The 20122-nt window shown below is 42.9% G+C and carries 27 protein-coding genes; 18 read left to right on the top strand and 9 right to left on the bottom strand.

The features are described from left to right. Nucleotides 1-63 precede the first annotated feature (63 nt). Nucleotides 64-759, bottom strand: coding sequence for a YjjG family noncanonical pyrimidine nucleotidase (locus tag BLQ81_RS07115; RefSeq protein ID WP_092729263.1), 696 nt, complete (start codon nt 757-759; stop codon nt 64-66). Between the two features lie 7 nt (nt 760-766). Continuing rightward, nucleotides 767-1150: an ArsR/SmtB family transcription factor gene (locus BLQ81_RS07110; protein ID WP_092729262.1), complete on the bottom strand. Its 384-nt coding sequence runs from the start codon at nt 1148-1150 to the stop codon at nt 767-769. Between the two features lie 144 nt (nt 1151-1294). Between BLQ81_RS07110 and BLQ81_RS07105 the strand changes: the two genes are divergently transcribed. From BLQ81_RS07105 to BLQ81_RS07050, 12 genes are all read left to right on the top strand, one after another. Continuing rightward, nucleotides 1295-1903 carry a carboxypeptidase-like regulatory domain-containing protein gene (locus tag BLQ81_RS07105; RefSeq protein WP_092729261.1) on the top strand — a complete coding sequence of 203 codons (609 nt, stop codon included), beginning with the start codon at nt 1295-1297 and terminating at the stop codon, nt 1901-1903. 253 nt (nt 1904-2156) lie between these two features. Beyond that, nucleotides 2157-2402 (top strand): type B 50S ribosomal protein L31, encoded by a 246-nt coding sequence (locus BLQ81_RS07100; protein ID WP_092729260.1) that lies wholly within the window; start codon nt 2157-2159, stop codon nt 2400-2402. A 69-nt stretch (nt 2403-2471) separates the two neighbouring features. Continuing rightward, nucleotides 2472-3668 carry a GlmU family protein gene (locus BLQ81_RS07095; RefSeq protein ID WP_092729347.1) on the top strand — a complete coding sequence of 399 codons (1197 nt, stop codon included), beginning with the start codon at nt 2472-2474 and terminating at the stop codon, nt 3666-3668. 11 nt (nt 3669-3679) lie between these two features. Next, nucleotides 3680-4813 carry a DNA polymerase III subunit gene (locus BLQ81_RS07090; RefSeq protein ID WP_092729259.1) on the top strand — a complete coding sequence of 378 codons (1134 nt, stop codon included), beginning with the start codon at nt 3680-3682 and terminating at the stop codon, nt 4811-4813. A gap of 4 nt (nt 4814-4817) precedes the next feature. Beyond that, entirely contained in the window at nt 4818-5255 is a 438-nt protein-coding gene (locus BLQ81_RS07085; RefSeq protein WP_092729258.1) for an ATP-dependent zinc protease family protein, read from the top strand. Further along, on the top strand, nt 5255-6163 hold the full coding sequence (gene rimK / locus BLQ81_RS07080; RefSeq protein ID WP_092729257.1) for a 30S ribosomal protein S6--L-glutamate ligase: 909 nt from the start codon (nt 5255-5257) through the stop codon (nt 6161-6163). The genes BLQ81_RS07085 and rimK overlap by 1 nt, the downstream gene beginning before the upstream one ends. Further along, nucleotides 6160-7101, top strand: coding sequence for a hydroxymethylbilane synthase (gene hemC / locus BLQ81_RS07075; protein WP_092729256.1), 942 nt, complete (start codon nt 6160-6162; stop codon nt 7099-7101). Before rimK ends, hemC begins: the two co-directional genes overlap by 4 nt. Then, nucleotides 7098-7949 carry a peptidylprolyl isomerase gene (locus BLQ81_RS07070; RefSeq protein ID WP_092729255.1) on the top strand — a complete coding sequence of 284 codons (852 nt, stop codon included), beginning with the start codon at nt 7098-7100 and terminating at the stop codon, nt 7947-7949. Before hemC ends, BLQ81_RS07070 begins: the two co-directional genes overlap by 4 nt. After that, nucleotides 7921-8856: an SDR family oxidoreductase gene (locus BLQ81_RS07065; RefSeq protein ID WP_092729254.1), complete on the top strand. Its 936-nt coding sequence runs from the start codon at nt 7921-7923 to the stop codon at nt 8854-8856. Before BLQ81_RS07070 ends, BLQ81_RS07065 begins: the two co-directional genes overlap by 29 nt. A gap of 39 nt (nt 8857-8895) precedes the next feature. Further along, on the top strand, nt 8896-10281 hold the full coding sequence (locus BLQ81_RS07060; protein WP_092729253.1) for a sodium-dependent transporter: 1386 nt from the start codon (nt 8896-8898) through the stop codon (nt 10279-10281). Nucleotides 10282-10407: 126 nt separating this feature from the next. Next, on the top strand, nt 10408-10776 hold the full coding sequence (locus BLQ81_RS07055) for a response regulator (protein ID WP_092729252.1): 369 nt from the start codon (nt 10408-10410) through the stop codon (nt 10774-10776). A gap of 72 nt (nt 10777-10848) precedes the next feature. Continuing rightward, nucleotides 10849-11427 (top strand): outer membrane beta-barrel protein, encoded by a 579-nt coding sequence (locus tag BLQ81_RS07050; RefSeq protein ID WP_092729251.1) that lies wholly within the window; start codon nt 10849-10851, stop codon nt 11425-11427. Between the two features lie 62 nt (nt 11428-11489). On the opposite strand, the gene BLQ81_RS07045 is transcribed toward BLQ81_RS07050, so the two are convergent. The 3 genes from BLQ81_RS07045 to BLQ81_RS07035 form a co-directional block, all read right to left on the bottom strand. Then, nucleotides 11490-12302, bottom strand: coding sequence for a creatininase family protein (locus BLQ81_RS07045; protein ID WP_092729250.1), 813 nt, complete (start codon nt 12300-12302; stop codon nt 11490-11492). 44 nt (nt 12303-12346) lie between these two features. Further along, entirely contained in the window at nt 12347-12916 is a 570-nt protein-coding gene (locus BLQ81_RS07040; protein ID WP_092729249.1) for a hypothetical protein, read from the bottom strand. Nucleotides 12917-13080: 164 nt separating this feature from the next. Beyond that, entirely contained in the window at nt 13081-13692 is a 612-nt protein-coding gene (locus tag BLQ81_RS07035) for a hypothetical protein (RefSeq protein WP_092729248.1), read from the bottom strand. 331 nt (nt 13693-14023) lie between these two features. Between BLQ81_RS07035 and BLQ81_RS07030 the strand changes: the two genes are divergently transcribed. Both BLQ81_RS07030 and BLQ81_RS07025 read left to right on the top strand, forming a co-directional pair. Continuing rightward, complete coding sequence (locus BLQ81_RS07030; protein ID WP_092729247.1) at nt 14024-14716, top strand: ferritin-like domain-containing protein; 693 nt, start codon at nt 14024-14026, stop codon at nt 14714-14716. A gap of 24 nt (nt 14717-14740) precedes the next feature. Then, nucleotides 14741-15562 (top strand): ferritin-like domain-containing protein, encoded by an 822-nt coding sequence (locus BLQ81_RS07025; protein ID WP_092729246.1) that lies wholly within the window; start codon nt 14741-14743, stop codon nt 15560-15562. Nucleotides 15563-15814: 252 nt separating this feature from the next. Here the strand turns inward: BLQ81_RS07025 and BLQ81_RS07020 are convergent, their stop codons facing one another. Next, the gene (locus BLQ81_RS07020) at nt 15815-16345 is read right to left on the bottom strand and encodes a GNAT family N-acetyltransferase (protein ID WP_092729245.1); all 531 of its coding nucleotides are present in this window, start codon (nt 16343-16345) and stop codon (nt 15815-15817) included. Nucleotides 16346-16543: 198 nt separating this feature from the next. Here BLQ81_RS07020 and BLQ81_RS23080 point away from each other — a divergent pair, with 198 nt between their 5' ends. Further along, entirely contained in the window at nt 16544-16684 is a 141-nt protein-coding gene (locus BLQ81_RS23080) for a hypothetical protein (RefSeq protein ID WP_175454180.1), read from the top strand. Between the two features lie 23 nt (nt 16685-16707). Here BLQ81_RS23080 and BLQ81_RS07015 read toward each other — a convergent pair whose 3' ends face one another. The 3 genes from BLQ81_RS07015 to dinB all read right to left on the bottom strand — a co-directional run bounded on the left by BLQ81_RS07015 (nt 16708) and on the right by dinB (nt 18512). Beyond that, on the bottom strand, nt 16708-16956 hold the full coding sequence (locus BLQ81_RS07015) for a DUF2442 domain-containing protein (protein ID WP_092729244.1): 249 nt from the start codon (nt 16954-16956) through the stop codon (nt 16708-16710). A gap of 5 nt (nt 16957-16961) precedes the next feature. Further along, nucleotides 16962-17222, bottom strand: a complete 261-nt coding sequence (locus BLQ81_RS07010) for a DUF4160 domain-containing protein (RefSeq protein ID WP_092729243.1) — start codon at nt 17220-17222, stop codon at nt 16962-16964. Between the two features lie 99 nt (nt 17223-17321). Further along, a complete protein-coding gene (dinB, locus tag BLQ81_RS07005) occupies nt 17322-18512 on the bottom strand; it encodes a DNA polymerase IV (RefSeq protein WP_092729242.1) in 1191 nt (396 codons plus the stop codon). A gap of 111 nt (nt 18513-18623) precedes the next feature. Here dinB and BLQ81_RS07000 point away from each other — a divergent pair, with 111 nt between their 5' ends. From BLQ81_RS07000 to BLQ81_RS06990, 3 genes are all read left to right on the top strand, one after another. After that, the gene (locus BLQ81_RS07000) at nt 18624-19319 is read left to right on the top strand and encodes an XRE family transcriptional regulator (protein ID WP_092729241.1); all 696 of its coding nucleotides are present in this window, start codon (nt 18624-18626) and stop codon (nt 19317-19319) included. Nucleotides 19320-19414: 95 nt separating this feature from the next. Continuing rightward, nucleotides 19415-19651, top strand: coding sequence for a hypothetical protein (locus BLQ81_RS06995; RefSeq protein ID WP_092729240.1), 237 nt, complete (start codon nt 19415-19417; stop codon nt 19649-19651). Next, on the top strand, nt 19644-20048 hold the full coding sequence (locus BLQ81_RS06990) for a type II toxin-antitoxin system VapC family toxin (RefSeq protein ID WP_092729239.1): 405 nt from the start codon (nt 19644-19646) through the stop codon (nt 20046-20048). Before BLQ81_RS06995 ends, BLQ81_RS06990 begins: the two co-directional genes overlap by 8 nt. Nucleotides 20049-20122 lie beyond the last annotated feature (74 nt).

Genomic DNA, 20122 nt, shown 5'->3' with positions numbered 1-20122 from the left:
GAGTTTATTTGGTTTCTGATGTGTCAAAGATAAAGGATCGCTCCCAAAAGGGCGGTGGCTTGCTTACAAAAGGTCTTCTAATTCGCGAAGGTGGGCGATCGTATAGGTAGGAAGAAGTTGGATTTCTTTTTTGTCCGGATTAAAAAAGACCTGATCAATGAAGGCGTTTTGCGCGCCTAAAATGTCTGAATTGGGATTGTCCCCGATCATTAAGCAATTTTCAGAGCGAGTGGAAAGTTGCTTCATAGCATAGTGAAAAATCCTCGGATCGGGCTTTTTATGTCCTGTTGTTTCTGAGGTCACGATCAACTCAAAGAAAACATCCAAGCCCGAAGATTGCATTTTCTTTGATTGAGATTCATTGAATCCATTGGTGATGATGTGAATCCTGTATTTTTCTTTGAGGTAAGTAAGAATCTCTTTGGAATAGGGAAAGACATGGGGTTTGGAGGACGTTCTATGCATAAAGTCCTCTTCGAATTCTTTCGGAATGGCATTTACTTGTCCACCAGCCTTGGCGAAAATTCTCGGAAAGCGTGTTTTTCTCAAATCGTGTTTATCGATTTTTCCGACATTATACCAATCCCAGAGTTGGAAGTTGATATCATGAAAGGCCTCAAAAAATCTTTCAAAAGTTGGAATACCCATGTCTTGAAGTCCATAGATTTGGTACAGTTCAGAAAGCGATTCGGCGACATTTCGATCGTAATCCCACAGGGTGTGGTCTAAGTCAAAGAAAAGGTGTTGGTAAGTTTTCAAGAGAAAATCAGCGTCTATATAGATTGTTTTGGATTTTGTTGATCGCCAGTTCCCGGTTTGATTTCAAGATCTCGAGGGTCTCCTGATCGCGGATAAGACTGGGATCTTTCTGAATAAACTTGAAAATCTGCTGAATGATTTCGATATATTCTTCCAAGATGTAATAGAACATCCATTGATCCACTCTCCGGCTGCCCAACAATCCTGCATTTTTTAAGTATATAAGGTGGCGGCTGGTTTTTGTTTGGGTAAAATCAAGAATATGCTCCAAGTCTGAGATACTCAATTCCCTGTTTAGCAGCAATAAATGGATGATTCTAACGCGAGGCTCCTCGGAAAGTGCCTTAAAAATTCGCAATCCATAGTTTAAACTGATATTTTTGAGTCTCATTAGTAAGTTTTAACGTATTAAATCGGATCGAAAATAAAATTTCAACCGAAATTAGATTAAAATCGCAAAAGCTTCTTGAAGCTATCACCAGATTCAATATTCGTGAAAATAACTCAGCTTCTTCCTTCCGTAGTGATTATTGCTATGGGAATCCTTCTCAATTCAGCGCAAACTTTTGCTCAAGATCAGCAAGAGCGAAAAGTCATTCAGCTCTCAGGTATCATTTTGAATGCAGACAGCACTGACGCAGTCCCTGGCGTGAATATTTATGTTCCAAAGAAGGGGAGAGGAACCTCCAGTGGTCGTTTTGGGTATTTTTCGATGCCCGTATTAGAGGGTGACAGTGTGATATTCACTTTTATAGGATTGAAAAAACAATCCTTCAAAGTGCCTGATAAAGTGGATAATGACCGAATCAGTTTGATTTTAACGATGCAAATTGATGAAATTGCTTTAGCAGAAATCGAAGTAATGCCCTACCCTACAGAGGAGGAATTCAAAAAAGCAGTCATTGCCATGAATGTGGTCGATCCCATGTCCATCAGCAGATCCAACATGAGTCCTGAAATGCTGCTGCGATGGGCAGAGTCAATGCCGGCCTCCGGAGCAGAGAATTTTCGATATTTCCAACAAGGGCAAATGCTCCAAAATCAAGACCTCTACGGCCCCAGACCCCTTCGAATCCTGGATCCATTTGCATGGTCTCAGTTTATTCGGTCGATCAAACGGGGTGACCTAAAGAATAATAACTAGGAGTTTGAATAATTAAATTTCGCTTTTGTAGATCTGCCAGCTTCTTTTCAAGAGAAATTCAGGGAATTAGGAGAAATAATCCTTGGGAAACATTTGGTCAGATTTATTTTAAGGATATCTTTGTGCCTCATTTCGAAAAGGCAATAGAAAACTTGCTTTATCATGAAATCAAGCATTAGGTGGGCATCCTCAAGTGGAAAGTTCATTTTCAGAGCAAGATTTCTTGTGGCAGTTAGAAACAATTTATAATCACATGAAAAAAGACATTCATCCTAATTACAGAGACGTTGTATTTCACGATACGTCCAGCGAGTTCAAGTTTTTGACTAAGTCCACTATTGAGACTAGCGAAACTACTGAATGGACAGACGGAAAAACTTACCCGGTATTCAAAATTGAAGTAAGTTCAGAATCCCATCCGTTCTACACAGGCAAGAAGATGCTTCTTGATACTGCAGGTAGAGTTGAAAAATTCAACAAAAGATACGCAAAGAAGTAATTTGCTTCGGCGATCGCCGAAAAAGTCTCCCGGGGCATGGATTCCGGGAGACTTTTTTATTTTTGCCCTATGAATCAAATTTTATTGTTTGACGACCCTGCAATCCGGGGATCTCTTCTGCCATTTACTTTTACCCGTCCTGTGGCAGATATTCGGGTAGGAATCCTTAAAATTTCTGAGAAATGGCATAAATACACTTCTGCGGAGGTTTTTTATCTGACTCAAGAGTATTTGCAGACCAAATTTCCAAGAAATACCGAGCCGGCATTGGCAATCAATGGCGCTTGGCTTCCTGAGGATTTTTCGTTTACTATTTTGAGAAAGCTTGGCCCCAATCAGGCGCTTTTTTGGGGAAAAACACTTTTGGCGACCTACATTGGAGAAACCGAGAAAAATCTTGGTTTTGCGATGGATAAAGATGTAATCCAAATTGAAAAGGAGCCGACTTTAATTCAGAAATCATGGAATATTTTTCAATTCAATGCCTCTGAAATAAAAAAAGACTTTGCCCTTTTGACAACAGGAAGAACTTCACAGCCGATCAATGATCCCCATACGATACTCTATGCTTCCGATAATATTTTTCTTGAAGAAGGCGCAAAAGTCAAAGCGGCTGTCCTCAATGCCGAAGCTGGGCCGATTTATATTGGTAAAAACGCCGAAATCCAGGAAGGAGCGTTAATCCGTGGCCCATTTGCGCTTTGCGAGGGATCGACCGTGAACATGGGGGCGAAGTTAAGAGGAGACACGACTGTCGGGCCTTTTTCAAAAGTGGGAGGAGAGATATCCAATGCGGTTTTCTTTGGCTATGCCAACAAAGGCCACGATGGATTTCTAGGTAACTCAGTCATCGGTGAATGGTGTAACTTGGGTGCGGATACCAATACCTCCAATCTGAAAAACAACTATGCGCCGGTCAAACTTTGGGACTATACCAAAGGTGGTTTTTCCAATACCGGTTTGCAGTTTTGCGGCCTTATGATGGGAGACCATTCGAAGTGCGGGATCAACACCATGTTCAATACCGGTACAGTAGTAGGCGTCGGGTCCAATATTTTCGGTGATGGATTTCCCAGAAATTTCATTCCCTCCTTTTCTTGGGGTGGAGCAGCCGGATTTTCCACCTTTTCACTTCCGAAGTTTGACGAGACTGCGAAGGCAGTTTTTGGAAGAAGGGGGAAAGAATGGAGCCAAGTCGAAAAAGAAATAATTGAACGAGTATTTGATTTGACCAAAAGCTATAGAATTTGGGATAAAAATTCCTGATCGACTCCTCTATGCAGTTTGCAGAAATCCCCGGCCTACCGGAAACAAAAGAAAAACTTATCAATGCCGTCAAGACCAATCACTTGGCGCATGCACTCCTTTTTCATGGACCGGAGGGTTCGGCCAATTTGACTCTGGCGCTGGCTTTAGCGACATTTTTGTATTGTGAAAACCGAACGGAGACAGATTCCTGTGGAGTTTGTTCGTCCTGTCAGCGGATGAAAAGATTGGTGATGCCGGATTTGAATTTTGCTTTTCCGGTCATCGCAAAGGAAAAAGAGGATGAAGAAGATGAGGAGAAAACGGATGTATTAACCAGTTGGAGAAAATTTGCCGGATCGCACCCTTATGGAAATGTCCATGACTTCATTTATTTCAATGGGTTTGAAAAAAAGCAACTGAACATATCCAAAGCTTCTGCCCGCAAGATTATCCAGGCGCTTTCGTTAATGTCTTTTGAGGGTGGCTACAAAATCATGTTGATTTGGGCGCCGGAGTTTCTTCATCCTTCTGCCGCCAATGCCTTGCTTAAAATCATTGAAGAACCACCCGCAAAAACCATCTTCATGTTGGTGAGCTCCCAAGCAGATCAGTTGCTGACTACGATTCTTTCCCGAACACAGAAGATTTTGGTGCGCGCATTTACCGACGAGGAAATTGGATTGCATTTGGTGGAGACCGGACTTTGCGAAAGCAAAACTGCCGAACAGGTGGCTATGCTTGCTGATGGAAATCTTCGTGAAGCTTACCGTATGATAGACCAAGTTGAAGATTTGCAAGTCACGCAGATTCGGGATTGGTTTCGGCTTTGTGTGGCGAAGGATCTTAAAGAAATTTTTGATTTGGCGGATAAGTTTCATAAGGAACCCAAGGAGGCACAGAAATCCCTCATGATGACAGGACTTGCGGTCACTCGCGAGATTTTACTTAAAAATCTGGATCTGGATCAGCTACTGCGTACCACAGAAGTAGATCGGGATTTTATCGATAAGATCAGCAAAAATGTCCTCACTGAGGATCATGCCATGAAACTCTACGATTCGTTCAATCAGGCACATTATCATCTCGAACGAAATGGAAATGCAAAGATGATTTTCACTGATCTTTCAATGACCCTTTTGGTCATGATGTCAAAGAAAAAGTAAGGTGATGGAAAAAAAGATAATTGGTCGAAAGGAGAAAATATCGCTTCCAAAAGTGGGACTCAAGTCCGTTTGGGCAAAAATAGATACCGGAGCTTTCACCAGCAGCCTTCACGCCGAATCGATCCGGGAGGTGGAGGAGGACGGTAAAAAAGTGTTGAAATTTGAGATACTTATGCCGGGTCACAAAGATTTCACAGGCAAGACCCTATCTTTTGAAGAATACAAACAAAAAAAAGTAAAAAATTCCTTCGGTCAGGCAGAAACACGCTTTCTGATCGTGACTAAAATCAAAATTGCCGGGGAAACTTTCTCAGCAGAGTTTACGCTTTCGGATCGATCCAGCATGAAAAATTCCATCCTGCTTGGAAGAAAAATCCTTCAGGACAAATTTCTGGTGGATGTGAACAAAGTAAACCTATCCAAAGCTTACCGTAAGAAATAATGAAGATTGCCGTCCTTTCGAGGAACTCAAATTTATATTCCACTCGTCGCCTCGTCGAAGAGATCAAAAATGCCGGACACGAAGCTCAGATTGTAGATCATAGTCTCTGTGACCTGATCATCGAGCAAGAGGGGCCATCGATCATCTATCGGGGACAAAAACTTGAAGGATTTGATGCGATAATCCCAAGAATTGGGGCATCTGTAACCTTCTACGGTACAGCTGTTGTCCGTCAGTTTGAGTTGATGGGAGCATTTTCTGCTGTCAATTCTCAGGCGATTGTGCGAAGTCGGGATAAGCTGAGAAGTCTTCAAATACTATCCAAAGCAGGTTTGGGAATGCCGAAAACCGCGTTTACCAATTTTTCAAAAGGGGGAGAAAAACAACTCATCGAACAGGTGGGTGGGGCGCCTTTGATTATCAAATTATTGGAAGGCACGCAGGGATTGGGAGTGGTTTTGGCCGAAACCAAAAAAGCCGCGCAGTCAGTTGTTGAAGCATTCCATGGCCTGAAGGCAAGAATAATTGTCCAGGAGTTTATCAAAGAAGCCAAAGGGGCAGACATCCGTGCTTTTGTAGTGAACGGAAAAGTAGTAGGTGCCATGAAGCGTCAAGGAGCAGAGGGAGAGTTTCGTTCCAACCTGCACCGTGGAGGTGCGGCATCTGTGATTAAGCTTAGTCGAGCTGAAAAGCAGGCCGCTTTAAATGCTGCAAAAGCTCTCGGACTGGATGTTGCAGGTGTAGACCTGCTTCAGTCTGACCGTGGCCCATTGATTTTGGAAGTCAACAGCTCGCCGGGACTGGAAGGGATCGAGCAGGCGACAGGAATCAATATAGCGGCGGAAATAATAAAATATGTGGAAGAAGGTGTGAATCAAAAGTCCTCCAAAAGAAATAAAGCTCAATGAGTCGAAAAGTAAAAATAGGAACCAGAGGCAGTAAATTGGCACTTTGGCAAGCCTACTATGTCGAGGACCTGCTCAAAAATGCAGGCATCCAATCTGAGATTATTGTCATTGATACCAAAGGAGATCAGGTACTGGACGTTTCCATTTCCAAGATTGGAAGCAAGGGCGTTTTTACTCAGGAACTTGAGGATCAATTGATGGATGGAAGGATAGATGTCGCAGTTCACTCTGCAAAAGATATGCAATCCTCACTGGCGGATGAATTTGAAATTATTGCCTTCACTGAGCGCGAAAAAGAAAATGACATTTTAGTCTCAGCAAAATCAGGAATCGATATCAAGGACGCATCCAAGCCCTTGGTTTTGGGAACATCCTCTACTCGGCGAGTCGCTACGCTGAAGCATTTTTTCCCTCATGTGAAAACTGTAGATGTCCGCGGAAACCTGCAGACTCGAATCCGGAAAATGGAAGAAGGACTTTGCGATGCATTATTGCTGGCTTACGCCGGTGTTCACCGAATGGGCTATGATTCGATGATTGCGGCAGAATTGGATTTAGACGAATTTACCCCAGCAGTCGGTCAGGGATCAGTAGCCATCGAGTCGGCTAAGTCACTCGATTCAGCTTTGCGCCAGCAGATCATCCAAGCCTGTAATCATCCGGCAACTGAATCCCGATTGAAAGCCGAGCGGGCATATCTCCGCGTTCTGGAAGGGGGATGTAGTATTCCGGTGTTTGCTTTGGCTTCTTTGAAAAATGAAACATTGAGTCTGTGTGGGGGGATCATCAGTTTGGATGGTCAAAACCGTATTTCTCTTGAAGTTTCCGGAGATAAAACCAAGGCGGAGGATTTGGGAAAAGAACTCGCCAAATTGGTTTTTGCTGCAGGAGGGAAAGAAATTCTGGATGAAATAAAAAAATCACAATCATACAAATGAGTAAGTTATTCCATTTTATTTCTGTTATTTTATTGCTGTTCAGTACTTTGGCCTGTGGACAGAATAAGAATAAAGACTATTTGATTACCATATCTACAAGGCATGGAGAAATTAAGGCCGTTCTTTTTGACGATACACCCAAGCATAAAGACAACTTTATCGCTTTGGCAGAAGCTGGAAGATTTGACTCTACTCAATTTCATCGGGTAATTGAGAATTTCATGGTTCAGGGGGGGGATGTTTTCGGCAAGGAAAATTTACCGGCTGAAAAATGGCCTACAATTCCGGCAGAAATTCTTCCGAATCATTTCCACAGAAAAGGAATGATCGCTGCAGCACGGCAGGGAAACAACATCAATCCTACCAAGGCGAGCAATGGCTCGCAGTTTTACATTGTGCAGGGAAGGACGTACGAGGAACTCGAGCTGACGACTGATTTCCCAGCCTTGCAAAAAGCTATTCTTCAATACGTTCAATTAGAAAGCCAAAAACCACTCAAAGAAGAATACAATCGACTGTATGCCGCTCAGCAGTTTGACAGCCTGACCATGCTGATTCTTTCCAAGCGTGATGAAATCGCCAAATCACTGAATTTGACCCTGACAAAGAATTATACCCCTGAGCAAATCGAAGCGTACGCCAAAATGGGAGGTACGCCGCACCTGGATCGGGAATATACGGTATTTGGAGAGGTGATCGCAGGGATGGATGTAGTAGAAAAAATCGCGAAGGAACCGACCACGCGCGAAGTACCCAATGTACCAGTGTACATGCAGGTGAAAATAGAAAGAATATCCAAGAAGAAAATCACACAAGAATATGGCTACCGCTTCCCTGAAATCAAGTAAACCAAAAATTCTGATCACAGGAGCAAATGGCTTGTTGGGTCAAAAATTGGTAGAGCAATTGGTGGAAGGGGGAAAGTTTGAAGTAATTGCTACCGGAAAGGGCCCCTGCCGACTTAAGGGTGATGGATTTAAGTACGAAAGTCTTGATATTACTGATTCAGATGAGGTTAATGAAGTGATAGCAAGAATTACTCCTGACACGATCATCCATGGTGCTGCCATGACCAATGTGGACGAATGCGAATTGAATCAGGAGGCTTGTAGGATATTGAATGTAAAGGCAACGGAATATTTGATCCAAGCTGCCGAAAAGATTCAAACCCACTTCATTTTTGTGTCTACTGATTTTATTTTTTCAGGAAAAGACGGCCCTTATGATGAAGAGGCAGAAGCTGCCCCGGTTAATTTTTATGGGGAGACCAAATTGATCGGAGAAAATCTGGTTCGAAGTTCAAAAACATCCTGGGCAATTGCGCGGACAGTGTTGGTTTATGGCATTGCCAATGACTTGAGCAGATCAAACATTATACTTTGGGTGAAAACCTCACTGGAATCCGGGAAGGAAATCCAGGTGGTGGATGACCAAATCCGAACTCCAACCCTGGCGGAAGATTTGGCAGCTGGATGTATTCTCATTGCGGAACAAAAAGCGGAAGGTGTTTTCAATCTTTCTGGCTCTGATTTCTTGACTCCCTATGAAATGGCGATTATGACTGCTGATTTTTTTGAGCTTAACAAAGACTTAATCAAGAAAACCGACTCTACCCTGTTTACTCAACCTGCCAAGCGGCCGATGAAAACTGGCTTTAGTATCGAAAAGGCAAGAAAACAGCTGGGTTATGTACCCAAAACTTTCCAAGAGGGAATAGGTATTTTGTCAAAACAAATTATCTTAGCCCGCTCTTAAAAAGCAGTGCACACCCAATTATTAACTTTAAGTATATTTATGGCAAATATTCCAGATACCGAAGAACGGGGTCAATTTGGTTCGAGTCTTGGTTTTATTATGGCCGCAGCCGGATCTGCAGTCGGGCTAGGTAATATTTGGAGATTCCCCTACCTCACAGGGGAAAACGGGGGAGGAGCCTTTGTGTTTGTTTACATTCTCTGTGTACTTCTGATTGGGCTTCCCCTGCTCTTCAATGAAATTGCTTTAGGGAGAAGGTCTGGAAAGAACCCTATTGGAGCGATTCGCGATACAGGGGGAAACAAGCTATGGCAGTCTGCAGGTGTTTTGTGCGTATTGGTCTGCTTTTTTGTATTCAGCTATTATTCTGTGATTGCGGGGTGGACTGTGGGATACATTTTTACGGAAATCATCAATATTCCTGTTGACTTTGAGGAATTTGTACAGACTCCGATGTATGTTATTCCCTTAACATTTGTATTTATTCTGGTTACTATTCTGATTGTATTGGGTGGCGTGTCGGGAGGTATCGAAAAGGCAGCAAAATTCCTGATGCCGATTTTGTTTATCATTATCATTTTCATCGCGGGTAGATCAGTCACTTTAGAAGGTGCGCAGGCTGGTATTGAATATTACCTTTATCCTGACTTTTCAAAAATCAATGCTACTGTGGTTTTACAGGCTTTGGGCCAAGCCTTTTTCTCTATGTCCGTAGGTTGGGGCTTGATGATCACCTTTGGTTCTTACCTTCAGAAGGATGCTAATATTATTCAATCCGGAGGTTGGATTGCGGGTATGGATACGGCAGTAGCACTATTAGGTGGACTGATGGTATTCCCGGCTTTGTTTGCACTGCTACCGGGAAAAGACCCTGCGGCAGGGCCGGCTTTAGTTTTTGACGTCCTTCCAAAAGTTTTTGATGCAATGCCTGGAGGAAACCTGATCGGTGGACTTTTCTTTATTCTTTTGATGGTGGCGGCTTTGACTTCGACTATATCCATGCTTGAGGTTCCTGTGGCTTACCTGATTGACGATAGAAAATGGAATAGAAAGCGTGCAACCTGGACAGTAGGGATTGGTGCGATGATTCTCTCCATTCCTTCTGCACTTTCTTCCATTGAGGGAAATATTTTCGCTGAAATTCATTTCACTTTCTTGGGTAATGAACTTACCGGATTCTTTGGTGCGATGGACTTTATTTTTGGCACATTTGCAGTGATTGTGATTTGTTTAATGCTATCGCTTTATACCGGTTGGGGACAAAAAATATCTGACTATGCAGACGAATTGACCCATGGTGCACCTGACTTTAAAGGGCCATATAGAGCTGCATGGATGTTTTTCATCAAGTGGGTTTGCCCTATTGTAATCATCCTTCTGATTCTAAATACAATTGGACTGTTTGGGGAACCACAAGTTGCATAATCGAAAAACCAACAAGTTAAAAACATGAAGGGGCCTTAGGGCTCCTTCATGTTTTTAGGCGGTTTTGGAATTTAGCTTGAAATATCAAATGCTTTTCATATACTTGAAAAAGTATTTCATAAAATCATGAAGGTTTTACTCGTTGATGATGATTCCATTCACCTATTGATTCTCAGAAAGATTTTTGAGAAGTCAAACGATGAGGTGGTAGTCGCTCACAATGGGAAAGAAGCCTTGCAGTATCTTGAGGTTGATCCATTTTTTCACATTATAATGACAGATATTATGATGCCAGTAATGGATGGAGTTGAATTTTTAGAGCATTTGAAAGAAAGTTCCCAAACTTGCAGAATTCCTACAATAGGCTTTACAGCAGGTGATGTGGAGTATTTTCGGGAGAAATGCAATGATGGCTTTGACAGCCTTGTGCCCAAACCAATGGATTTTTACGATTTATATAGGCTTGCAAAATTAACAGCAGGCAGACAATTTTAATCAAATCATAATTGGCAGGGGAATTGCAAAAAAGACGTTTAGTAGAAAACTAAACCCTAAATCCCTTTAACCATGAAAAAATTCATCTTCTCAGCGATCCTCTTTTGTGGGATTGTTTTTGCGGGATATTCCCAAAATGGTGGCTTTGGTATCAAAGCAGGTTTGAGCAGTACTGAAGTAGATTTTAAGAATAAACAGTTTGTTTCTCAAGGGTCACAGACTGGATACCATGTAGGCGTGTTCGGACGTATCGGAGGTGGCGGCTTTTTTGTACAGCCCGAACTCCTGTTTACCCAAACCAGTGGGAAATTTCTCAGCGATGGGGAGCAAATCAAAGCTGAATTTAACCGACTGGATATTCCGGTGATGGTGGGGATGCGATTCTTAAAAGTACTCAGGTTACAAGCGGGGCCTATTGCGAGCCTTAATATTAATTCCAAACTTAAGGAAGCAGGAAGTACAATCAGTGATGCCGAGTTTAAAAATGCTACTCTTGGGTATCAAGCAGGCCTTGGTTTGGACCTCGGAAATCTTTCTGTGGATGCTCGATATGAAGGTGGTTTAAGCAAATGGACGGACAATATTCGAGACTTCCAGACTGACAACCGAATCAACCAATGGGTGCTATCAGTTGGATTTAAGATTTTCTAAGGAAATTTCAATAAATGGCAAAGTCCTCTGAAACCAAATTCAGAGGGCTTTTTCTATATTGATCAGAGTCCCGCAAGGTCCCATTTCCGAATGATTTCCTTAATAAACCCAGCGACTTTTGTATTTACTTTTTTGAAATATTCATCGGCCTGAGCCTGGTTGAAATTAGGATATCCTTGACCTTCCTGGTACAGTCCGATTGATGATGGGAACGGCACAGCTGACCAAGTATTGGCTTTGGGGTAGGCAGTTGCCTGATCCGAGTTATAACGCTCCTTATGGACTAAAGTCGGGTCGACTGCCTGAATATATGCCGTCTCATTTAGCCCCGCGTGTCCACCATCCTCTTTGAAAACTTCCAATGTTATATCCGAGGCAAAGGACCACCAATTGATGACAAGGGTTCGAATGCCCAACTCATTTGCAACCTCTGCGGCTACTTTCTGCAATACAGCGGTTTGCCCTCCTCCGTGTCCATTGAGTATGATGATGTTTTTGAATTTATTTTTGGCCAATCCTCTCAAAATATCCCGAATGAATGGGGCATAAGCTTCTTCGGAAATCTGGAACGCCCCGGGATAAGCTGCCATCGAACCGGTGATTCCATAGTTTAAGGTTGGAGCGACCATCGCATTCAATTCATCTGCAATGGCTATTGCCATGGCAAAGGGGGCGGTGTTGTCTGCACCGTTGTTGATTACACCATGCGGTTCTAAGGTGCCGGTGGGTAAAAGCACCGTGTTTATTTTACCCGGCACAAAGTCCGCAAACTCCATCCAGTTGATACGATCCATTTCGCGGGTGGAGATTTTTTGCTGTGCAAAAACAAAACTGTAAGAAAAGAAAAGGCCGAGGCTGATAAAAAAAACTTTCATAAAGGAGGGATTTAAGCAGTGAAAATACTGCCTTTCCGTTGAATTCAATGCGTCAGTCCGGGGGGGAGATTTCTAAGGGTTTGCCTGAAGGAAGCGACTTCATTTTTTGCAGTTTTCCATCTTTTCCAAGCATAGAAAAATATACCTACTCCTACTATGTATCCCAGGTATGGGATTGTAAAAAACATCCCAATACCACCCAAAATCAAAACTGCCTGAATCCATAAATTGAGAAACATGGAATTTATTTTTCCATCATCAAAGAATGCTTGATCTGTGGTATGGTTTTTCACAGCGAGGTAGTGACCATTTTCTTTTCCTTGTTTTATGCCCCAATAGACAGTGACTTCGTTTCCTTTCCGACAAGCTAAATTGAAATCCTGAAGCTGAAAGGACTTCTCCTTACCTTCTTTACTGGTCAGGAAAAGTTGATCGTGAATTACAGTTTTAGAAGTAATTGAAATTGGTGCGGTGCCGCCTGTTCCTTGGTAAGTTGCGCCCCCGCCTCCGCCTCCGCTTACTCTTGTTTCCAGATTTTTTCCGCTCTCCTCTACTATTCCGGAGAAGGAATAGAGCTCAAATGCCGATGCACCACTTGGATTGAAAGATTTCATAGCGATAGTTTTTTATAAAATTTACTCTGAAAAAATTTTACTCAATAGCTTTAAAAAATCACCGCATGTAAAGACTGATTTGTTGTTGGGTTCTATTTATTATTTGTATTGACAAGTAGCAATTTGAATGAAAATCTCCCCGGTTTTGGGCAGGGAGATTGGTTTTAAAGACAGCTCACCCGGGGATTGAATTTTGTGAAAATTCCGCTTGGATTGTGTCTCCAGACCCAGACATGAAGCTGATAATTATCGAACGGTAGAGGAGCTGGAGCAAGGGCTATGTCAAATATTTGAGTTCCGAAATAAGGAATCATGGTATGATGGGCATCCCAAGCTGCTGAGACTACGACGAACTCTACACCCACCAATTTCATGTTTCCATTTTTATCCTCTTCATAAAGCAAAGCCTCAGGCTGCGTTGGGTTATAGTTTCCATCCACATATCCAAAGTTGACATAATGAAATCCCATAGCCCCCATGGTGGGGTGAGAAACACACGCACTGGCCAATTCATATCCTGCGGCCAATGCATTAGTCAAATCATGATAGTTAGCAGTGGCGGCCCTGAGATCTGCCAGCATTTTTAGTGTTGTTGGATCCATCCTTAGATTTTCCAAAGGATAGCTTTCCTGTTCGCGACTGGGGTTTTCCAAAGTCAAATTTGGATCTAGAGAAATAGATGGATCGCTGGATTCTGAAATACAGCTAAGCTGGAGAAGAAATGCTACGGATAGTAACATTGTCCCCCAAAGAAGTTTTGGAAGTTGGTACTTCATAGAATTTTGGGTTTTTGTTAAGGATTTAAAATATGGCAATTCAAAAATAACCCCGAAGGATACCGATGCTAAAATTCCTGTAAATCAGCAGGATGTATAAATAAATGTAACTTGAAATCATGATAAAATAGCGGGTAAGGCCTAGCTTTTTGAAGAATTTTTTTTAAGAAAAATCAATAATTGATCCATAATCAATCTATTTCTTCCCCTCCTCAATCCAGTCCTTCAGTCCACTGCGTAAGTGCTTTTAAATTCGATGAAAGTTCAATTCTAACCAGCTTTGATTTTTCTGAGGAAACCAAAACCGAATTATTAACCTAAAAACACCAAAATGGAAAATGAACTGATCAAGCCTCAGGGTTTGGTGAAAAACGCAAACAGACGTCAGTTCCTCAGAGTGGGAACAATGACCGTAGCAGGAGCAGGATTGCTACTGATTGGCTGTAATGATGACAAGGACATTATGCCCGAAGGTATGGTCAGTCTCGGATCAGGAGATACTGGTATTTTGAATTATGCTTATGCATTAGAGCAATTGGAAGCGGCCTTTTATGCGGAGGTATTGCGAGGAAGCTATTTTACCAATGCATCAGCAGAAGAGAAGACCATCATGGGAGATCTGGAGAAGCATGAAAGAGCTCACCGCGAATTTTTCAAGGCAGCTCTAGGAACAAGCGCTATTGGACCGTTGGAGTTTAACTTCACTGCTATCGATTTTAATAGCAGAACATCCGTATTGGGAGCGGCTAAAACCTTCGAAGATTTGGGAGTGGCAGCATACAACGGTGCTGGTCAGCATCTGGAAAGCGCAGACCTTCTTTTGATCGCAGGAAAAATCGTATCGGTAGAGGCTCGTCACGCAGCGGCTATCAGAGACCTGATCAATCCGGGAACAGCGGACTTTGCGGGCAATGACATCATTGATGCCAATGGACTGGAGCGTACGCTAAACTTCACACAGGTATTGACAGCTGCCGGCACTTTTGTCAGAACCAAGATCGATTTCAGCAAGCTTCCAAGTTAATTCCACATTTTAATCACACCAGACATGAATTTGATCAAATTATTAGATACAATGTGTCCTGACACAAATAGTGCTGAGGACAAAGACCGTTTTTATTCCCGCAGAGATGCCTTCAGGCAATTTGGGGATTTCGGAAAGAAAATAGCACTTGCTGCAGTTCCGCTTTCTGTTTTGAGTTCTATTCCTCACATCGCAAAGGCGGATACGGCCAGCTTAATAGGAGTGTTGAATTTTGCGCTCACCCTGGAGCATTTGGAATATAGATATTATGAGATGGCTTTGACCTCAAACGTAATTGCTTCTGCAGACCGGGTGATTTTCCAGAAAATCCGTGACCATGAATTGGCCCACGTGAAGTTCTTACAGGAGGTAATTGGCAACGTATTGAAAGGTACTCCGGTAGCAGAGCCTAAGTTTGATTTTACAGCAAAAGGTAGTTTTCAGCCTTTTTCAGATTATCCTACATTCTTGGCACTTGCCCAGGCTTTTGAAGATACTGGTGTGAGAGCATATAAAGGACAAGCCGCAAATGTGAAAGAAAGCGATGTGGTGTTGACTGCGGCTTTGTCCATTCATTCGGTGGAAGCAAGACACGCTTCAATGGTGAGAAGACTCCGTACAAAGAAGGGCTTGGACACTGTGAAAGGCTGGATCACTAATGCCTCAATCGGTACATTGCCAGCAGCAACTACTCCTATCTATGCGGGTGAAGATAATTTTATGCAGGGTGGAGTGAATGTTGTCAATTTAACGAGTCTTGATGCCGGTGCGGTATCTGAGGCATGGGATGAGCCTTTGAATGCTAACCAAGTATTGGGAATTGCTTCCCTCTTTTTGGCTTCATAAACTTAAAGCTGGGTTAATGTTTGTGGAGTAGATGCCATCCTCGCGAGGGGTGGCATTTTTTTTGTTAAAGTTTTTCACCACAGAGATTCACTGAGAAAAATAGGATGATGGATCAGTCCTGGAATTTGACTTTTAAATTGTTGGCTCAATTAATCTTTTTCAAGGTCACAGAGAAAAAAGGTAAGCTTTTCCCTTAAAAAATCTGTGTCAATCTGTGACTTTTTCGGTGTCAATCTGTGGGAAATCAAATGATCAAAAAACTATCCGATACAGACTACAGCGCTGAATGTTCGGAAAGTTTTTGAGTTCGTAGTGATCAAATTCCTTCCAAAAGTCCATTCCAATCTTTTTCATCACCTGGATTGAAGCCGTATTGCCGATGGATGCCATAGATACCACTTCGGTGATTTGGTTTTGCTGCGCAAAGTTCAGGCAAGCCAAAGCACCCTCTGAAGCCAAGCCTCGATTCCACCACGTTTTACCAATCCGCCAGCCGATATCCACACAAGGAGTGAAATCTGATTCAAAAGTTTTCCATCCCAATCCAATTGTTCCGATGAGTTCTTTTGTTTCCAACAGATCTACCGCAAAATAACAATAGCCCTTTTCTTCAAACATTCGCTGCATGCGATCCATCATGGCTTGGGTTTCCTCCCGGGAAAGCGGTTTTTGGAAGAAGCGCATCACTTCTTGGTCTGAGTTGATCGCTGCAAAATCATCCAAGTCAAAGGACTGCCAGGTACGAAATCCGAGTCGGGGAGTGGTGAAGAGGTATTGGGTCATTTGGCTTAGGGATCTGTAATTCTTCGTTCGTAATCGAGAATTTACAGGTTTATTTTCGGTTACGATTGAGAGTTTACATTTTTGGTTTTCCTGGAGTTGATTTTACAATCTAGTAATCACATTCCTAAACTGTAAAAAATCCCCATGCTTTGATTGACCAATTATAAATCCTTTCCATCACACCTCCATCCCGTTAAATTGGTTAAACCGTCGTCTTCCCACGCTCACGGCGGCGGCACGGCAGACGGTTTTGTCGCCGTATTTGACATTCAGCTTGTCGAGTGCCTGATAGAGGTTGATTTGCTCCTGACTGTCTTCGAAGAGCTTTCTGAATTTTGATGTAAACCTAAAAAGTAAAAATCTTAAGCCAACTCTATTTTTTCTCCTTTTAATTCCTTCAAAAAATTAGGGCAAAAGTCATAGCCATTTTCCCAAGCTATTCCTCCGCCGGGTTCGATAAACACCTTTTCGAAATTGGAATAGTCTATTAGTTCGGCAGTAAATCCCTTGCCTATGAATGGCCTGAGATTGACTACTTTCGCTTCCTCATCTTGGAATCGGAGCCAAACTCGATAATCTTGCAATACTTTTATTTCAACTACTTCATTCATCTTTTTTAGTCTAAAGGCTCAATTTTTTCCAGTTGAGTAGGGATTTGGGATCTTTTCCAGTTTTCGATCAATTTTTCCCGATGTTTTGAAGCCCATTCCAAAACCAAAACATGGGCACGGTTGGGAAGATTCCCTGCCAGTAAATCTAATGTTCTGATGTCATACTCCGCTTTCATTCCTTGGTATTCAGCATGGAAATGTGGAGGATTATGATCCTGAAAATACATTCGAATGATGATTCCGTAGAACCTTGATATCTCTGGCATTTCTATAAAGATACATTCTTGAGTGGGAAAAATGCTACAACCGGTTTGGTAAGGTCACAAATTCTCCTTTCGACTTTAGATTTCTTACTTCTCACTTTTTCACACCTCCATCCCATTAAAAGGATTGAACCTCCGTCTTCCCACGCCCATGGCTACGGCCCGGCAGACGGTTTTATCTCCGTATTTGACATTGAGCTTGTCCAGTGCCTGATAGAGGTTGATTTGCTCTTGGCTGTCTTCGAAGAGCTTGATCTGATAGTTGCCATAGACCAGCGAACTGAAGCGCACGCCGATCAGCCGGATGAGCATTCGTCTGCTGTAGAGCTTGCGGAAGAGCGCTTTCACCACAGGCAGCAGGCTATGGTCTGCCGAAGTGTAAGGAATACGCTGCTGCACGGTATGCGTATCAAAGTCCGAGTAGCGGATCTTCACACTCACGCAGGCGGAGAGTTGCCCTTTTTGGCGGAGTTTGGAGGCGAGCTGCTCAGTCATGGCGGTCATCGTGGCTTCGAGTAGCTTCACATCGATGGTGTCCTGCTCGAAGGTGTTTTCGGAGGAAATGGATTTTGCTTCGGAGTAGGGCATCACCGGAGAGCGGTCGATGCCGTTGGCCTTTTCCCAGATCATGGTTCCGTTTTTCCCAAAAGTCGCTTCCAAAAGCTCGGCTGGCATTTGCTGTAGGGTATGTACTTTTTTGACACCCATATTGTAGAGTGTCTGGGAGGTTTTTTCGCCGATCATGGGGATTTTGCGTACGGATAGCGGGGCGAGAAAGGGTTTTTCCTGACCGAATGGAATCTGCTTTTCATTGTTGGGCTTGGCTTCACCGGTGGCGACTTTGGATACGGTTTTGTTTTCCGAAAGTCCCATGGAGATGTTCAGACCGCTTTGCTTGATGATTTTTTGGCGGAGCTCATGTGCCAGCTTGAAGCAGCCAAAGAAGCGATCCATTCCCGTGAGATCGATGTAGAATTCATCCACGGAAGATTTCTCAAAGAGTGGGACACTCTCCCGGATGATCTCGGTGACTTCGTGGGATTTTTGGCTGTATTTCTCAAAGTCCCCCCGCACGAGTATGGCTTCAGGACAGAGCTGCCGGGCTGTCCGCATCGGCATGGCCGAGTGCACGCCAAACTTCCGGGCCTCATAGCTGCAGGAAGCCACCACTCCCCGGTCGCCGGAGCCCCCGATGAGGATAGGTTTTCCATTTAGCCTGCTGTCAAAAAGCCGCTCCACTGACACAAAAAACGTATCCAAATCCATATGCACGATATTCCGCTTCCCTTCCATGACCTTTTGTCTATATTATTGACAATTATTAGTCTATAAATTAAACAAAAAGAATAACTTTGGTTTCTTGAATTTCAAAAGATTGACCGAAGCTGTCTTACTTTATTGCTTATGTATCTCCACTCAAACATTAAGATTTTAAGAAAAAAGAAGGGATTGACTCAGGAAGCATTGGCTGAGAGATTAATGATCTCCCGATCTAAACTTGCGGGATATGAACTGACCATCTCGCCGCCGCTCGATGTAATTGTCCGCATAGGGGAGAGCTTTAATGTTTCCATGGACATGTTGATCAAAGAAGATCTTGCATCTTATTCAGAATTCAAACTCCGCGAACTCCTGGAGACGGATCAGTTTCTGCGCGGGCGAAAGCTCCGCATTTTGGCAACTACAGTCGATGAGCAAGGTAGAGAACTGATCGAAGTGGTCTCGCAAAAGGTCAAGGCGAGTTACCTGGCGGGATTTTCCGATCCGGAGTTTATTGCTGAGTTGCCGCGCTTTGCTTTGCCCTTTCTCCCCATGGACAAAAAACACCGTGTCTTCCAGGTGGACGGCGACTCGATGCTGCCGATCCCCGATGGAGCCTGGATCGTCTGTGAATATGTGGATGACTGGATGGCCATCAAAGACGGCGAGCGCTATGTAATCGTCACCGAGCAGGATGGGGTCACCTTTAAGATCGCTTACAATAAGATCAAAGACGAACAAAAATTGCTGCTTTGCTCAGCCAATCCGATCTACGCCCCGTTTGAAGTAGAAGCAGAGCAGGTCAGAGAAGTGTGGAGGTATCGGCTGGCGATGAGTTGATTTCAGAACGATATTGGAACTTATCAATGGGATAAAGCCTAGCTACTGTGAGGAATTGATTGATTCCTTATTAAATTTATGAAAACTATAAACAGATGATTTCACTAAGAGAAAGAAGAGAGCATTTGTATCAGAAGATTGATAAAGTTCCCGAAGAAAAACTCGAAGAGCTTGAATCTTTGATTTCGGAGTTTATCTCTCCGAGTCCAAAGAAATCTGATCCTCTTGCTTTTGCAGGTATTTGGAAGGAATCTGAACCAGAATTGTTTGAGGAGCTGGACGAGCGTTTGCTAGAGAGAAGGAGTAAGTCGGGTAGAGTTCGCGATGAATAGGTCTTTGATAGATACTGATATACTTTCTTATTTCTTCAAAGGAATACCCTCGGTTGGTTCAGGTTTTCAGAAATATTTAAAGGAATACAATCAAATTGAAATTAGCATAATTTCAGTTTATGAAATCAGGAGTGGTCTATTCGCTAAAGGAGCACTGAAACAACTTGCTGAATTTGAAAGGTTTTTGTTAGGCTGTAATGTTATTCCGCTGTCTGATCAATCAGTACAGATTTCTGCTGAGATCTATGGTAAATTAAAAAAAGAAGGACAACGTCTCGATGATATTGATCTCCTGGTTGCTGGGATTGCACTTGAAAACGGATTTTCTCTTGTAACAAACAATCTCAAGCATTTTTCTCGCATCCCGGGTCTTTCTGTTGAAAATTGGAATAGTTAACCGTGATGGAGTTTTTTCATGATCTAATCAGAGCTTGAAAATTCATGATTCCCTAATATCTCAATAACCCTTCC

This window comes from Algoriphagus alkaliphilus (assembly GCF_900103735.1).
Classification (GTDB): domain Bacteria; phylum Bacteroidota; class Bacteroidia; order Cytophagales; family Cyclobacteriaceae; genus Algoriphagus; species Algoriphagus alkaliphilus.
Note: the sequence above shows the minus strand (reverse complement) of the source record. Positions and strands in the feature narration are given on the sequence as shown.

What these genes read in the sequence shown, in the direction of transcription:
- dinB (WP_092729242.1), bottom strand. Translation starts at nt 18,512, where the DNA reads ATGGAAGGGAAGCGGAATATCGTGCATATGGATTTGGATACGTTTTTT.
- BLQ81_RS07020 (WP_092729245.1), bottom strand. Translation starts at nt 16,345, where the DNA reads ATGACCCAATACCTCTTCACCACTCCCCGACTCGGATTTCGTACCTGG.
- BLQ81_RS07050 (WP_092729251.1), top strand. Translation starts at nt 10,849, where the DNA reads ATGAAAAAATTCATCTTCTCAGCGATCCTCTTTTGTGGGATTGTTTTT.
- hemC (WP_092729256.1), top strand. Translation starts at nt 6,160, where the DNA reads ATGAGTCGAAAAGTAAAAATAGGAACCAGAGGCAGTAAATTGGCACTT.
- BLQ81_RS07090 (WP_092729259.1), top strand. Translation starts at nt 3,680, where the DNA reads ATGCAGTTTGCAGAAATCCCCGGCCTACCGGAAACAAAAGAAAAACTT.
- BLQ81_RS07015 (WP_092729244.1), bottom strand. Translation starts at nt 16,956, where the DNA reads ATGAATGAAGTAGTTGAAATAAAAGTATTGCAAGATTATCGAGTTTGG.
- BLQ81_RS07025 (WP_092729246.1), top strand. Translation starts at nt 14,741, where the DNA reads ATGAATTTGATCAAATTATTAGATACAATGTGTCCTGACACAAATAGT.
- BLQ81_RS07040 (WP_092729249.1), bottom strand. Translation starts at nt 12,916, where the DNA reads ATGAAATCTTTCAATCCAAGTGGTGCATCGGCATTTGAGCTCTATTCC.
- BLQ81_RS07070 (WP_092729255.1), top strand. Translation starts at nt 7,098, where the DNA reads ATGAGTAAGTTATTCCATTTTATTTCTGTTATTTTATTGCTGTTCAGT.
- rimK (WP_092729257.1), top strand. Translation starts at nt 5,255, where the DNA reads ATGAAGATTGCCGTCCTTTCGAGGAACTCAAATTTATATTCCACTCGT.
- BLQ81_RS06990 (WP_092729239.1), top strand. Translation starts at nt 19,644, where the DNA reads ATGAATAGGTCTTTGATAGATACTGATATACTTTCTTATTTCTTCAAA.
- BLQ81_RS07100 (WP_092729260.1), top strand. Translation starts at nt 2,157, where the DNA reads ATGAAAAAAGACATTCATCCTAATTACAGAGACGTTGTATTTCACGAT.
- BLQ81_RS07105 (WP_092729261.1), top strand. Translation starts at nt 1,295, where the DNA reads ATGGGAATCCTTCTCAATTCAGCGCAAACTTTTGCTCAAGATCAGCAA.
- BLQ81_RS07085 (WP_092729258.1), top strand. Translation starts at nt 4,818, where the DNA reads ATGGAAAAAAAGATAATTGGTCGAAAGGAGAAAATATCGCTTCCAAAA.
- BLQ81_RS07035 (WP_092729248.1), bottom strand. Translation starts at nt 13,692, where the DNA reads ATGAAGTACCAACTTCCAAAACTTCTTTGGGGGACAATGTTACTATCC.
- BLQ81_RS07065 (WP_092729254.1), top strand. Translation starts at nt 7,921, where the DNA reads ATGGCTACCGCTTCCCTGAAATCAAGTAAACCAAAAATTCTGATCACA.
- BLQ81_RS06995 (WP_092729240.1), top strand. Translation starts at nt 19,415, where the DNA reads ATGATTTCACTAAGAGAAAGAAGAGAGCATTTGTATCAGAAGATTGAT.
- BLQ81_RS07030 (WP_092729247.1), top strand. Translation starts at nt 14,024, where the DNA reads ATGGAAAATGAACTGATCAAGCCTCAGGGTTTGGTGAAAAACGCAAAC.
- BLQ81_RS07060 (WP_092729253.1), top strand. Translation starts at nt 8,896, where the DNA reads ATGGCAAATATTCCAGATACCGAAGAACGGGGTCAATTTGGTTCGAGT.
- BLQ81_RS07045 (WP_092729250.1), bottom strand. Translation starts at nt 12,302, where the DNA reads ATGAAAGTTTTTTTTATCAGCCTCGGCCTTTTCTTTTCTTACAGTTTT.
- BLQ81_RS07010 (WP_092729243.1), bottom strand. Translation starts at nt 17,222, where the DNA reads ATGCCAGAGATATCAAGGTTCTACGGAATCATCATTCGAATGTATTTT.
- BLQ81_RS07055 (WP_092729252.1), top strand. Translation starts at nt 10,408, where the DNA reads ATGAAGGTTTTACTCGTTGATGATGATTCCATTCACCTATTGATTCTC.
- BLQ81_RS07000 (WP_092729241.1), top strand. Translation starts at nt 18,624, where the DNA reads ATGTATCTCCACTCAAACATTAAGATTTTAAGAAAAAAGAAGGGATTG.
- BLQ81_RS07110 (WP_092729262.1), bottom strand. Translation starts at nt 1,150, where the DNA reads ATGAGACTCAAAAATATCAGTTTAAACTATGGATTGCGAATTTTTAAG.
- BLQ81_RS07095 (WP_092729347.1), top strand. Translation starts at nt 2,472, where the DNA reads ATGAATCAAATTTTATTGTTTGACGACCCTGCAATCCGGGGATCTCTT.